Source organism: Candidatus Phycosocius bacilliformis, from assembly GCF_003112735.1.
GTDB lineage: Bacteria > Pseudomonadota > Alphaproteobacteria > Caulobacterales > Aquidulcibacteraceae > Aquidulcibacter > Aquidulcibacter bacilliformis.
In genome coordinates this window covers 224,379-237,642 of the sequence record NZ_BFBR01000002.1, presented here as the reverse complement: position 1 = coordinate 237,642, position 13,264 = coordinate 224,379, and the positions used below count along the sequence as shown (strand labels likewise).

Here is a 13,264-nt window from a genome sequence, read left to right as displayed (position 1 = left end):
CTCTCGTTGATTTCTCATTTTCACGCAATCCCTTCAATTGGTATTTGCCTCCATAGCTATATCCGACTCTGTCTGTTTCGCATGGGTAGTTAAGCAATTAAACTTCAAAATTTCTTTTTAACGTTAAGTTTGTTTGGTTGATGTCAGGTCGCGTAGATACTTAAATAAATGAAAATAAAAGAGAAATTTTTTGTCCCCTATCAAGAGCTCAATGTGAAAATCTCGAAAACTGAAATTTTCGATAATGTTAATCTTGAATATGAGTCAAGTTATACATCTTACCTTCTGGTATGCGTGGCAGCTACAGTGGTTGCGGACCATGATAGGCTTCATGTAGAAAGGGCCAAACGGAGTCCATCACGCCATGACAGCCATCATCGAGTCACAATATTCTGTAAAGAAAGAATTTTTCTCGTCCGGTCTGCGCGAGAAGGATCCAGGCCTTGCGACAGCTATTGCCGAAGAACTTCACCGTCAGCAAACCCAGATTGAGCTGATCGCCTCTGAGAACATTGTTTCGAAAGCGGTTCTGGAAGCCCAAGGCTCGGTTCTGACAAACAAATATGCCGAGGGCTATCCTGGCCGGAGGTATTATGGCGGCTGTGAGTTTGTTGATGTTGCCGAGACTCTGGCATTGGAGCGGGCGCGTGCTTTGTTTGACTGTGCCTATGCCAATGTCCAGCCCCACTCGGGAGCACAAGCCAATCAGGCTGTATTTTTGGCGCTTTTGAAGCCCGGCGAAACCTTTATGGGTCTTGATTTGGCAAGTGGGGGGCACTTGACCCATGGTGCGCCAGCCAACCAGTCGGGAAAATGGTTTAAGGCGGTGTCATATGGTGTTCGACCTGACACCCACTTGATCGATTATGATGCGGTGGAAGCTCTGGCAAAAGAGCATCAGCCCAAGATTATCATTGCGGGGGGCTCGGCCTATCCGCGTCAAATCGATTTTGCGCGCTTCCGGGCCATTGCGGATATGGTGGGTGCTTATTTCATGGTCGATATGGCTCATTTTGCTGGGCTGGTTGCGGGCAAGGCCCATCCCAATCCGCTTGATTATGCCCATGTTGCCACAACCACGACCCATAAGACCCTGCGCGGCCCACGCGGGGGCATGATCTTGTCGCGCGATGAGGCCTTGGGCAAGAAGTTCAATTCGGCTGTCTTCCCCGGTTTGCAAGGTGGCCCGCTGATGCATGTGATCGCCGCGAAGGCTGTTGCTTTTGGTGAGGCGCTGACGCCAGACTTCCAAGCCTATGCGCGACAGGTGATTGCGAATGCCCAAGCAATGGCAGCTGCCGTGAAAGTGGGGGGCTTCGACCTCGTGTCAGGTGGGACTGATACTCATGTGGTTTTGGTCGACCTGCGCCCGAAAGGTTTGACCGGCAAAGCCAGTGAAGCCGCCCTTGAGCGGGCAGGCTTTACCTGCAACAAAAACGGTGTGCCGTTTGATCCTGCCCCGCCCACGACGACATCGGGGGTGCGGCTTGGGTCGCCGGCTGGGACCACGCGCGGCTTTGGGACCGAGGAATTTACATGGATCGGGAGCAAAATTGTCGAAGTGTTAGACGCTTTGGTTGGAACCCCGGACGGAAATCCAGAGGTAGAAGCCCGCGTTCGCCACGAGGTTGAAGCCCTATGTGCGCGCTTCCCATTTTATTGAGACTGCTTCCGGCATCAGGCTGTTGGGGCTTGGTGCTCTAAGTGGGACCGAAAGGATAAGCCATGCGGTGTCCATTTTGCGGCTTTGCCGACACCCAGGTGAAAGACTCCCGTCCAGCTGAAGATGGCGCGTCGATCCGGCGGCGGCGTCAATGTCCTGCGTGTGGTGGTCGTTTCACAACCTTCGAGCGGGTGCAGCTGCGCGAGCTCAAAGTGATCAAACGTGATGGGACCCGCGAATTGTTTGACCGTGACAAGTTGCAGCGATCGGTCACCATCGCTCTGCGTAAGCGTGATGTGCCGGAAGAACGGATTGATCATCTCATATCAGGCATTGTGCGGCGACTTGAAACCTCCGGCGAAGCGGAAGTCTCAACGAGCACGGTTGGTCAATTTGTTCTCGATGCATTGGGTGAAACCGATCCTGTGGCGTTTGTGCGCTATGCATCTGTTTACCGTGACTTTCGCGAAGCGGAAGATTTCAACCGGTTTGTCGATGATGAACTGGGGGCTTTAAAGGAACGCCTCAAACTTCAGGGGCAGGTGCGTGACGATTAGGTCGGTGCCAATGCGCCCGCGTGTCACCTTGAAGCTTGCGACCAGCCTCGACAGCCGCATCGCCACACGGTTAGGGGAAAGTAAGTGGATTACCGGGCCTGCCGCGCGGGAGGAAGTTCACCGAATGCGCGCGGCTCACGACGCGGTGCTGACGGGAATTGGCACTGTTTTGGCTGACGATCCCTTGCTGACAGCACGGACTGATCCGCCAGTGGCCCGCCAACCGCTCCGCATTGTCCTCGACCGCCAAGCCCGCCTTGGGTGGGATAGCCAGCTCATGCGCTCACTCGGGCAGGGAGGCATAGTGTGGTGTACGGCCCAAAGTCCCATGCCGCCAAAAGATGCTTGGCCAAAGGGTCTCGTCCATCATCTTGTACCCGCCGCCCATGACGCGGGGGCCACCGCCGGTGTGGACTTGGAGGCGGTGCTTGAACGACTGATGAGTGACCATAAGGTCAAGTCTGTTATGGTTGAGGCTGGTCCCGGGATTGCGACGGCCTTCATGCGCGCAGGGCTTGTCGATGAAATTGCTTGGTTCCGCGCTCCGATTTTGCTCGGCGGGGATGGAAGGGCGGTGTTTGACAGTCTGGGGGTTGATGCCCTCAATCAGGCCCACCACTTCCAACTGATGGATCAACAGACATTCGGTCCAGATCTGCTTGAAACCTTTTGCCATCTCCCAAACCAGAAAGTCTGACCATGTTTACTGGCATCATCACCGATATCGGCAGGATTGCTGAAGCACATCGTCGCCCCGGTGCCGATACGGTCTTCGTGGTCGACAGCCGTTACGATTTGGCGAGCTTGTCGATGGGGGCTTCTATTGCCCATCAAGGTGTTTGCCTGACCTTGATTGGTTTTGAGGCGATTGAGGGCGGCTCGCGCTGGCGGGTGCAGGTGAGTGAGGAAACCTGTCGTTTAACCACCGCGCGGGACTGGGAAGTCGGCACCCTACTTAATCTCGAGCGGGCGTTGAAAATGGGTGATGAATTGGGTGGCCATCTGGTGTCGGGCCATGTGGACGGTTTGGGGACGGTTGTTTCAGTCCATGAGGAACATGAGAGTCACCGAGTGGTCATCGACGTGCCGACGCATTTAGCCAAATATGTCGCGCCAAAAGGATCCATTTGCGTCGATGGGGTATCGCTGACCGTTAACGAGGTTGATGATACATGTTTTGGCATCAACATCATTCCGCACACGTGGACCGTGACAACATTGGGTCGCCTCAAGCCGGGTGTCCATGTTAATCTTGAAGCGGACCAAGTTGCGCGCTACGTCGAACGCATCCTATCAAGGGCTGGCTGAGCTCTATCTCTTTTAACCCGTGGACCTGACGATGACACTTCAATTCGATCCGCCCCATCTTTTGCTCGTGGTTGGCGATTTCTATGCCCATATTGCTGAAGAATTGGTGGCTGGTGCCGCTGAGGCGATCAAAGCGGTCAATGGCACGTATGACATCATCAAAGTGCCCGGTGCTTTTGAGATCCCGGCTGCCATTGCCCATGCAGAGCGCGCCACCCATCGTCCGGCAGGCCGGCATTTTGATGGCTATGTTGCGCTGGGTTGTGTCATCCGCGGCGAGACCACCCACTACGACTATATTTGTTCTGAAAGCGCGCGCGCTTTAATGGACATGTCGGTGGAGGGCCTGCCCATTGGCTATGGCATTCTGACTGTTGAGAATGAAGCCCAAGCCTTGGCACGGGCACGGCGCGACCAAAAGAACAAAGGCAAGGATGCTGTCGTTGCCTGTTTGACCATGCTGTCAGTCAAGCGCCGCTTGAATATGGGCGGCGTATGAGCCGGTCCAAACCCACGTCCTTGACGGACGCCCGGCGTGGCGCGCGTCTGGCTGCAGTCCAAGCGCTCTATCAGATGGAAGTTTCAGGCGGCGGCGTAAAGGCGATTGTGCGGGAATTTCTCGACCACCGTTTGGGTGAGGATAGCGAAATTGGTCCTCTTGAAGTCGCTGATGCGGATTTCTTTCGCGCCATTGTCGAAGGCGTGGTGGACGAACAAGCCCTGATTGATGCCTCGATCAAGGCGCGTCTGGCCAAGGGCTGGCGACTTGATCGTATAGATTCCATCGTCCGCGCCGCTGTTCGTGCCGCGACGTGGGAGCTCTTGCGGCGGGCCGATGTGCCAGTCGCTGTGGTGATTGATGAATATGTGGGGATCGTCAACGCCTTCTTCGAAGGCCCTGAAGGTGGATTTACGAACGGTTTGCTCGACCGTTTGGCGCGTGAACTCAAGGCCAATGACTTGCGTCATGTGACGTCCTAGATCGTGCTTGGCCCTTATTGAACCAATTTGGGTGTCGACATAAATGATGGAGGGGCTCTCAGCTTACAGACCTGAGAGCTGCAAGGAGGCGACGTGGCAGACCCGTCTCTGGAATTTGAGCTGATCGCCCGCCTTTGGCGGCCATTGAGCAACGAGCATGCAGGCAGCTTTGGTTTGCGGGACGATGTGGCTCAATTGCCCGTGTCATCCAAGGGCTTCGTGGTCACGGCAGATCAAGTGATTGAAGGTACTCATTTTCTGCCATCTGATCCCCTTGAATGGGTCGGGCGGCGGCTTGTACGGCGCAATGCATCTGACCTCATTGCCAAAGGAGCCCATCCTGTAGCAGCCTTTCTGGCATTGGCTTGGCCGACGGGCCGCTCGCGGCATGAGCTGACTGATTTTGCGTCAGGCCTCGGGCAGACGCTTGCGTCAGAATGTGCGAATTGTCCTTTGATGGGGGGCGATACAAGCACAACGCATGGACCGCTGGTGGCGAGTTTAACCCTTATTGGGCAACCCTTGGCCGCGACAGGTCTGCCCATCTTGCGCAGCGGAGCGCGTGTGGGTGACCGGCTGATGCTGGCCGGATATGTGGGTGACGCTCATCTGGGACTGCAAGTCCGCTTGGAGCGGCTTGCTTCCGACGGACTGGCCGGTGCTGTTGCCTTTGCCCAAGCACCGGCACCCCCGCCATTGGCCTTTGCTGCGCTTGTGGCCCAATATGCCAAAGCCAGCCTTGATGTATCAGATGGTTTGCTGGCCGATGCCCGTCATTTGGCTCAAGCGTCACAGGTGCGCGCAACCCTCGAGCTCAATAGCCTTCCTGTGTCGCAAGAGGCACAGCTGTGGCTTGCCGCACAACCTGATCGCATCTCGGCCCAATTGGCCTTGGCGACGGGGGGAGAAGACTATCAACCCTTGATGGCCATTGATCCTGCCGACGCGCAGTCGCTGACGTCTGCAGCCAAACAATTGGGTGTCACAATCACGGACATCGGCAGCATTGAAGCTGGGACAGGATTGGGCGTCACAGCTGGTAATCAGGAGATTGATCTTCCCAACCGCTTGGGTTGGCAGATCCGCGCCGACTGATCAACGGCGCATGAATGCTGCCTGTTCCAGCGAGACGCGCACCACGCGCAGTCCGGGCTTGAGCCCATTGACCACACTTGTCACCAGCCGCACGACCGCTGCGGTATCAAATGTGCCAGGTGACTTACCAATCGGAATTGGCGACCGACTTGAAGCTCGCGTAATCCCGTCGCGCACCAAGAAATGTTGTTCGCGCACGAAAGCAGCCGCATTCAGGTCTGACATGCGAATCTTGAGAGTCACGAACAAATAATTGACGAGAGCTCCATCCCGGGCGAGGGGGAGCACGACATTGGTCAATTCAGCAACCAGAGGCTCGCCGGCCTCTTCTTTCTTTTCTTCAGCCGCAGCGGACATTTTCGGGCCCAGCATCAAAGTTGCGGCACTGGCGGCGCTGAGAGCGATAGCGGATCGACGCGATGACATAGACATGGGGATGATGTGCCATAGGAATCTCGCTGAATGGTTAATCATGCAGCGGCGCTGCCTAATCACTGCCAAGTCTTCCCACAAACAGTCGCACCACGTTGCCAGTCGCCAAATCGCCCCCTAAAGAATAAGTCCTTAACAAAATGGGGAACATGGGTAGAGCCAGAGATCAACTTTGGCCGCACATGAACCGGGAAACGAAAGAGGATAAACATGGACGTTAGCGTCATGAGTGTGGTCGCGGCCATTGGTGCCGGGATCATTGCATTGATCTACGGCTTCATCACCGTACAACAGGTTCTCAAATCCAGTCCTGGCAATGAGCGGATGCAGGAAATTGCTGCTGCCATTCAAGAAGGGGCCAATGCGTATCTGAACCGGCAATATACCACCATCGGCATCGTCGGCGTGGTGATCGCTGTTGTTCTGACCTTCCTGTTCAGCATGCCCACTGCCATCGGTTTCGTGGTCGGTGCCGTGCTGTCGGGCGTGGCAGGCTATGTTGGCATGCTGGTATCGGTGCGGGCCAATGTGCGTACAACTGAAGCGGCTCGCAACAGTCTGGCCGCTGGTTTGTCCATGGCCTTCCGTTCTGGGGCAGTCACCGGCATGTTGGTTGCCGGACTCGCGCTGATCGGTGTTGCTGGCTATTATTATGTCCTCACCCAAGTCATGGGACTTGAACCAACCAGCCGTGAGGTGATCGACCCACTGGTGGCTTTGGGCTTCGGTGCCTCGCTGATCTCGATTTTCGCCCGTCTTGGTGGCGGCATCTTCACCAAGGGTGCAGATGTGGGTGGCGATATGGTCGGCAAGGTTGAAGCCGGTATCCCTGAGGATGACCCCCGCAACCCGGCCACGATTGCCGATAATGTTGGCGACAATGTCGGCGACTGCGCCGGTATGGCGGCCGACCTGTTTGAAACCTATGCCGTGACTTTGGTTGCGACTATGGTGTTGGCGTCGATCTTCTTCAAGGAAGCTGGCGCGGCTGTGATGATGTCATTGCCTTTGGCCATTGGTGCCATGGCAATCGTGACCTCGATCATCGGCACATATTTTGTCCGTTTGGGCAAAGACAACAATATCATGAATGCGCTCTATAGGGGCTTGATTGCGGCCGGCGTGCTATCGGTTGTTGGCCTTTATGGTGTGGTTCAAACCACTGTCACCCAAACTTATGTGACCTCTGGCGGTGTGTCGATCACGGCCATGAATTTGTTCCTGTCAGGCCTGTTGGGTCTGGTGGTGACCGCAGCAATCGTGTGGGTGACTGAATATTACACCGGCACTGACTATCGTCCCGTGAAGTCGGTGGCCCAAGCCTCGGTATCAGGCCATGGGACCAATGTGATCCAGGGTCTGGCTGTCTCCATGGAAGCCACAGCCCTGCCAGCACTGATCATCGTAGGTGGCATTCTTGCGACCTATAATCTGGCTGGCCTGTTTGGGATCGCCATTGCCACAACCACCATGCTGTCGGTGGCTGGCATCATTGTGGCTCTTGATGCCTTTGGCCCGGTAACAGACAATGCCGGTGGTATCGCCGAAATGGCCAATTTGCCGCCTGAAGTGCGCAAGACGACTGATGCGCTTGATGCGGTTGGCAATACCACCAAAGCGGTGACCAAGGGCTATGCGATTGGCTCAGCCGGTCTTGGTGCTCTGGTTCTGTTTGCGGCATATACGGAGGACTTGAAATATTTCTCCTCCAACGCGGCGGAATATCCCTTCTTTGCCGGTGTTGATGTCAGCTTTGACCTGTCCAACCCTTATGTCGTTGTCGGTCTGCTGATCGGCGGCCTGTTGCCCTATTTGTTCGGCGGCTGGTCAATGACAGCGGTGGGACGGGCCGCAGAATCAGTGGTGCAGGAAGTGCGCCGCCAGTTCAAGGAAATCCCCGGCATCATGGAAGGTAAAGCCAAGCCAGATTATGGCCGTGCCGTGGATATTCTGACCCAAGCAGCTATTCGCGAAATGATTGTGCCGTCGCTTCTGCCGGTGCTGTCGCCCATCGTGTTGTTCTTCGCCATCACTGCCATTGCAGGGAAGGCTCAAGCGCTTGCTGCGGTTGGTGCCATGCTCTTGGGCGTGATTGTGACGGGGCTGTTTGTGGCTATTTCCATGACCTCCGGCGGCGGGGCTTGGGACAATGCCAAGAAATCCTTTGAGGACGGCTTTGTTGATCGCGATGGCGTCAAGCATATGAAAGGCTCTGATGCCCACAAGGCTTCGGTGACCGGTGATACTGTGGGTGACCCATATAAGGACACCTCTGGGCCTGCCGTAAACCCGATGATCAAGATCACCAATATTGTGGCTTTGTTGCTCTTGGCTGTTCTTGCTCATCAAGGCTGATCGAGGCGTACCCACAAGATCGAAAGTCCCGGCCCTGTGGCCGGGACTTTTTTGTGTGTGCAGGCGGGTAGGGCTCTTGCCCTTGGCTTGCCGCAATGGGGGGCCATAAGGTGGTCTCAAGACGGGTTTGAGTTGCCTGTGTTTGAAAAAAGCATTTGCCTCAGCCGGGATGGCAAGGGCAATGTCGCGCCCAAGATTTGGTATGGAACACAGCGTCAGGAGAAGCACAGTGCCGATAGGTCGGTGTTCAAATCAGCCAGAGGCATGCGAAAATGCCCGTCTGGAATTGGATCTGCCCTATGCAGGCCCCGACAGCGTTTGCCCCCTGTGTCGCAGCCCGCTGGCGCTTGTCGGCGAACCGTTGGTCACGACGGCACAGCCAACGGCCTCCAGCTGGCCTGATGCAGAGGCTCAACACTTTGGCACCCGCAGCCTACCGCCATCGGGCACGCAGATGGCATCAGAGACAAAAGAACCATCGGCTCTTGCTGGGTCGGCAATGAACGTGACCCGCTGGGCAGCCATTGCCGCCTTGATCATTTTGGTCGGCTTTATCGCATGGCGCGCCTTTGGTCCCAAGCCCGACAATTCCGCATGGGTCGATCCATCCGGTCTGTCTGCCAACAGCGAGGGGCTGGCCATTGAACAGATTTCGCCGCCGCAATTACGCCGCGTCATTGAACAAACCGCCGCCCGTGTGCTGCCCGATTCTGAAAGTGCGCAGATTATGGTGTTGCCGGTGGATACGATTTTGGACGTCACTGGAAAGCTGAGCCAAGGCGCGCAAATCTGGCTCCGTGTTACCCTGCCGACGGATCGGTCGCGGTCGGGCTTTGTGCGCGAAGATCATTTGGATCTGTTGGGTGAGGGAGAGGCTGACTACTCCAGTCTTGATCCAACTGCAGGTAACACGATTAACAGCGTGGTGATGCCGGTTGCCCCGGTACAACTTGGCCCGATGGCCCTCGCGCAGCCCATCACCTTTCAGATACTCAAAGGCCCTGCAACCATCTTTCAGACTCCAGCAGCAGATGGCGTTCCCATGGGCAATGTGGCTGAAGGCATGCTCGTCAATGTGATCGCCCAGCAAACTGTGGCAGGCGTTCTTTTTAATCAGGTCCAGCTCACCAACGGACGCACAGGCTGGATTTTGGGTAGTGCAGGGGTCTCTTTGACGCCTGTGGGCCCAACTGGCCAAGCCGGGACAGCCGGGGCTGGGGTGCTTCCAAATGGGACTTCAGGTCAGGATGGCATTGTTCCGCCTGATCCTGCCGAGAGTGCTCCGCCGAAGGGTCCGATGGCGGTGAGTGTCGGCACCTTGATGCGCGTCGATGGGGCACCTGCCAGTCTGCGGGCCAGACCGGGGGTGACATCGGAGGCTGTTTTGGAAGTTTTGCCTGTTGATACACTGATGCCGGCTGAGGATGTCCGGATTGTGGCGGGTGTTCCTTGGTATCAAGTGACCTCGCCTAAGGGGAATCAAGGTTGGTTGCCGGGCAGGGCTTTGGCGATCAATCAGTAGGGGCGGGCGTCTGCTGTGAGCGTCCCCTTGTTGCCACCCCGTTCATGCTGGTAAACCGCTGCACCAAGAGGTACGGCTCCTTACTTGGTCACGCGCCGTCACAATGGGAATACACCGATGCTATCACAGGATTCCAGGTCCCTGCGTGAGCCCGGCTCAGGCGCATCGGGAGGTGCTAACCGGGTGATGGTTATGCTGGCTGCCGCCGCTGTGGCCATCGGCGTAAGCGTTGCCGCTTTCATGGGGTTTCGCGCGCTTTTCATGAAGGATGAAGTCGCCGCCCCAGAAATTGAGCAGGCCAAGTCCTATAGTGCACTGGGGCGAACCGACGTGCGAAAAACCCCTGATTTGGCAGCCCCCATCGCGCTGATTCTCAAGGAAGGCACCATCGTTTCTGCCCAAAGTGCTGGAGTGCGAAATGGGGTCGAATGGTTGAGCTTGACCGCCATTGACGGCGCAAAGGGCTTTGCGCCGAAAGCACTTTTCCGTGAAATCGTCACAAGTAACGCAAGTGGCAAAGTAACCGGTGGGGTGCGCCACATCGTGACGTCTACATTGCTGAATTTGCGCGAAACCCCTTCCATGTCGGGCAAAATTGTCGGGACGGTCGATGGGGGGACGCGGCTGATTTCAGATGGCATGGTTGAAGCAGAAGGTGAGTTGTGGCTGCGTATCCCGCTGGATGGGGCCAATATTGTCTATCTGCTGCAACGTTTTACCACGGCCGATGACGATGCAATGATGGACGATATGAATATGGCCACATCGAAGATTGGTGTGGCAGGTCGTGCCCTTCAGATTGTCAATGTCCAAGCCACACCGCTGCCAAATTCGCGTGTGGTGCGCGCCTTGCAGGCCGGAGAAACCGTGCGGGTGATCGGGCAAACCCAATCGGGCGTTGCATGGTATGTCTTGAAGCTAAGTGATGGCAGTCAGGGTTTTGCGCCGAAGGCTGCGATTAGCCTTGTGGACGGGGGCTCACGCTGGGTCTATCCAGATGGCTCTGAAGCTCCAGGCCCCAATGTGCCACAAGGTCAGACCGAACCACTTGATGCTGCGACCCTGGCCCAAATGAAGGCAGCCGCTGCGGCGGTGGCAGCAGGGTCCGCCAGCAGCGAGGGGCCAAAGGCCAACACCACCCCAGGCGAAGCCAGCGATACTGTCCTGCCTGTCACTCCGAATGCCCCAGTGCCCAGCCCTGCCGTAGCAGGTCCACAGCCCTGAGGTTTGGGGGCTTGTGAGCGGCCCACCCGATTGCGCCCCCTCACGATACATTGATTGAATCTATAGACCGGATAGTCAAAATCAATTTGATCTTTGCGCCACATTCTGGTGTTGCTCGCGACCAACCTGCCTGCGACGGCCGACGCACAACGTCTGGCATGCAAAGTTGGGCCAAGGTTAGCTTCGATTCTCAGGAGAGACATGATGAGCCTCGCAACCAGCAAAACACTCGAAAATCTCAAGGAAGCTTTCGCCGGTGAAAGCCAAGCCAATCGCCGCTACCTGTATTTCGCACAAAAGGCTGACGTGGAAGGCTATAATGACGTGGCCACCGTGTTCCGCTCAACCGCTGAAGGCGAAACCGGCCATGCCCATGGTCACCTCGAATTTATGGAAGCTGTGGGCGACCCTGCAACGGGCCTGCCAATCGGCACCACCGCTGACAATCTGAAAGCGGCCATCGCTGGGGAAACCCACGAATATACCGACATGTATCCCGGTATGGCGCGCACGGCCCGTGAAGAGGGTTTTGACGAGATTGCTGATTGGTTTGAGACCTTGGCAAAGGCTGAAAAGTCTCATGCCGGCCGCTTCCAGCGCGCATTGGACAGCATGGACGCTTGATCTTTTGATCGCGTGATCAGGCAAGGGGCTGGGCATGTCTCAGCCCCTTTGCCTGTGAGGCCAGTCTGGTCGGCTTTTTCTAAAGAGGTTGGTGTCGGCGTTGCAGGGAGGAGTTAAGCGTGGCTGAAGAGATGAAAAAGGCACCCCGTGAGGGCAGTCTGGATGCCCCGTTCCGCCATCCCATCCCGTGGCAGGAAGACAGCTATTATGACTTAGCGCTCATCGAGCATGAGATGGAGCGTGTGTTTGATATTTGTCACGGCTGTCGGCGTTGCTTCAATCTGTGTGATTCCTTCCCCAAATTGTTTGACCTGGTCGACGAAAGCCCAACCGGCGAACTCGATAGCGTGCCCAAGGCTGCTTATCAGGAGGTCGCTGACGCTTGCACCTTGTGCGATATGTGCTTCTTGACCAAATGTCCCTACGTACCCCCACACGAGTTTGACCTCGATTTCCCCCACCTCATCCTGCGTCACCGGGCTGCAAAGCGGCGGGCGGACGGCATTGATAATCCCGTGCGCGAGGCTTTGGCCGAGACCGACCGTAATGGCCGTTTGGCCCGCCCAATTGCGGGGATCGCCAATTGGGCCAGTGATGTGTCCAACAAGCCTGTACGGGCTGTGATTGAGACACTGACCGGCATTGATGCCGAGGTTGAGCTGCCGAAGTTTCACACCACGACAGCTTCTGACCACTTGGCCACCACAACCCAGGGCGATGAAGCTGGACCAGCCTATGGCAAGCGTAAGGCGGCCCTCTATGCCACCTGCTTTGTCGATTATAATGCCCCCAATACCGCCGTTGCAGCCGCAGAGGTTTTGGCCAAGCAAGGAATTGCCTCTACTTTGGTCTATCCTGAGTGTTGCGGCATGCCACAATTGGAATCGGGCAATATCGCCGAAGTTGCGGCGCGCGCCGCCCGTGTTGCCGCTCATTTTGAACATTGGATCGATAGCGGCCATGACGTCATTGCACTGACAGCATCCTGCGGCCTGATGATGAAGTTCGAGTGGCCCCTGATCCTGCCCGATAATCCCCAGGTGAAGAAGCTGGCCGCTGCGACACGCGACATTTCCGAATATATGGTCGATCTGTCGAAGACGTACGGACTGGCTCCCGGGTTGCAGCCTGTTGAGGGCGGTGTAACCGTTCACCATGCGTGCCATGCGCGCGCTCAAAACATGGGTCAGAAATCGGCTGAAATGCTGAAACTCATTCCCGAAACGAAAGTGGATGTGGTTGAACGCTGCTCTGGCCATGGCGGCACATTTGGTGTGCTTAAAGAGACCAAGCCGCTGGCATTCAAAGTCGGTAAGCCCGCCGCCAAACAGGTGGCCAGCAAGGATAATGACACTCTGTGTTCGGATTGTCCTTTGGCCTGCAAACATTTGGGCCAGATGTTGATTGCGGAAACCGGTCCGGACAAGGCTCCAGCCAAACAACCCTTACAAGCCCATCCCATCGAGATTTTGGCCCGTGCTTACGGCCTAAGCTGAGGAAAAA

13 protein-coding genes are annotated in these 13,264 nt (G+C 56.4%); 12 read left to right on the top strand and 1 reads right to left on the bottom strand.

Annotated features, from left to right (window positions below; genetic code table 11):
• Positions 1-364: 364 nt before the first annotated feature.
• The 7 genes from glyA (at position 365) to thiL (ending at position 5,604) form a co-directional block, all read left to right on the top strand.
• Entirely contained in the window at positions 365-1,663 is a 1,299-nt protein-coding gene (gene glyA, locus PbB2_RS04425; RefSeq protein ID WP_108984084.1) for a serine hydroxymethyltransferase, read from the top strand.
• Between the two features lie 62 nt (positions 1,664-1,725).
• The gene (nrdR, locus tag PbB2_RS04420) at positions 1,726-2,220 is read left to right on the top strand and encodes a transcriptional regulator NrdR (RefSeq protein WP_108984083.1); all 495 of its coding nucleotides are present in this window, start codon (positions 1,726-1,728) and stop codon (positions 2,218-2,220) included.
• Positions 2,210-2,917 carry a RibD family protein gene (locus PbB2_RS04415; protein WP_238164849.1) on the top strand — a complete coding sequence of 236 codons (708 nt, stop codon included), beginning with the start codon at positions 2,210-2,212 and terminating at the stop codon, positions 2,915-2,917. The genes nrdR and PbB2_RS04415 overlap by 11 nt, the downstream gene beginning before the upstream one ends.
• Positions 2,890-3,528 (top strand): riboflavin synthase, encoded by a 639-nt coding sequence (locus PbB2_RS04410; protein ID WP_320410526.1) that lies wholly within the window; start codon positions 2,890-2,892, stop codon positions 3,526-3,528. The genes PbB2_RS04415 and PbB2_RS04410 overlap by 28 nt, the downstream gene beginning before the upstream one ends.
• A 31-nt stretch (positions 3,529-3,559) precedes the next feature.
• Complete coding sequence (ribH, locus tag PbB2_RS04405) at positions 3,560-4,027, top strand: 6,7-dimethyl-8-ribityllumazine synthase (protein ID WP_108984080.1); 468 nt, start codon at positions 3,560-3,562, stop codon at positions 4,025-4,027.
• Positions 4,024-4,509 (top strand): transcription antitermination factor NusB, encoded by a 486-nt coding sequence (gene nusB, locus PbB2_RS04400; protein WP_108984079.1) that lies wholly within the window; start codon positions 4,024-4,026, stop codon positions 4,507-4,509. Before ribH ends, nusB begins: the two co-directional genes overlap by 4 nt.
• A 93-nt stretch (positions 4,510-4,602) precedes the next feature.
• Complete coding sequence (thiL, locus tag PbB2_RS04395; protein ID WP_192576162.1) at positions 4,603-5,604, top strand: thiamine-phosphate kinase; 1,002 nt, start codon at positions 4,603-4,605, stop codon at positions 5,602-5,604.
• On the opposite strand, the gene PbB2_RS04390 is transcribed toward thiL, so the two are convergent.
• Positions 5,605-6,036, bottom strand: coding sequence for a hypothetical protein (locus PbB2_RS04390; protein WP_133245716.1), 432 nt, complete (start codon positions 6,034-6,036; stop codon positions 5,605-5,607).
• A gap of 225 nt (positions 6,037-6,261) precedes the next feature.
• On the opposite strand from PbB2_RS04390, the gene PbB2_RS04385 reads away from it, so the two are divergent.
• From PbB2_RS04385 to PbB2_RS04365, 5 genes are all read left to right on the top strand, one after another.
• Complete coding sequence (locus PbB2_RS04385; RefSeq protein WP_108984298.1) at positions 6,262-8,391, top strand: sodium-translocating pyrophosphatase; 2,130 nt, start codon at positions 6,262-6,264, stop codon at positions 8,389-8,391.
• A gap of 454 nt (positions 8,392-8,845) precedes the next feature.
• Positions 8,846-9,913, top strand: coding sequence for a hypothetical protein (locus PbB2_RS04380; RefSeq protein WP_145959867.1), 1,068 nt, complete (start codon positions 8,846-8,848; stop codon positions 9,911-9,913).
• 186 nt (positions 9,914-10,099) lie between these two features.
• Positions 10,100-11,137, top strand: a complete 1,038-nt coding sequence (locus PbB2_RS04375; RefSeq protein ID WP_192576161.1) for an SH3 domain-containing protein — start codon at positions 10,100-10,102, stop codon at positions 11,135-11,137.
• A 204-nt stretch (positions 11,138-11,341) separates the two neighbouring features.
• Complete coding sequence (locus PbB2_RS04370; protein WP_108984297.1) at positions 11,342-11,761, top strand: rubrerythrin family protein; 420 nt, start codon at positions 11,342-11,344, stop codon at positions 11,759-11,761.
• Between the two features lie 119 nt (positions 11,762-11,880).
• On the top strand, positions 11,881-13,257 hold the full coding sequence (locus tag PbB2_RS04365) for a heterodisulfide reductase-related iron-sulfur binding cluster (RefSeq protein WP_238164848.1): 1,377 nt from the start codon (positions 11,881-11,883) through the stop codon (positions 13,255-13,257).
• Positions 13,258-13,264 lie beyond the last annotated feature (7 nt).

Coding starts and splice junctions, on each gene's coding strand:
- PbB2_RS04385 (WP_108984298.1), top strand. CDS start 6,262: ATGAGTGTGGTCGCGGCCATTGGTGCCGGGATCATTGCATTGATCTAC.
- ribH (WP_108984080.1), top strand. CDS start 3,560: ATGACACTTCAATTCGATCCGCCCCATCTTTTGCTCGTGGTTGGCGAT.
- glyA (WP_108984084.1), top strand. CDS start 365: ATGACAGCCATCATCGAGTCACAATATTCTGTAAAGAAAGAATTTTTC.
- PbB2_RS04375 (WP_192576161.1), top strand. CDS start 10,100: ATGGTTATGCTGGCTGCCGCCGCTGTGGCCATCGGCGTAAGCGTTGCC.
- PbB2_RS04390 (WP_133245716.1), bottom strand. CDS start 6,036: ATGTCTATGTCATCGCGTCGATCCGCTATCGCTCTCAGCGCCGCCAGT.
- nrdR (WP_108984083.1), top strand. CDS start 1,726: ATGCGGTGTCCATTTTGCGGCTTTGCCGACACCCAGGTGAAAGACTCC.
- nusB (WP_108984079.1), top strand. CDS start 4,024: ATGAGCCGGTCCAAACCCACGTCCTTGACGGACGCCCGGCGTGGCGCG.
- PbB2_RS04370 (WP_108984297.1), top strand. CDS start 11,342: ATGAGCCTCGCAACCAGCAAAACACTCGAAAATCTCAAGGAAGCTTTC.
- PbB2_RS04380 (WP_145959867.1), top strand. CDS start 8,846: ATGGCATCAGAGACAAAAGAACCATCGGCTCTTGCTGGGTCGGCAATG.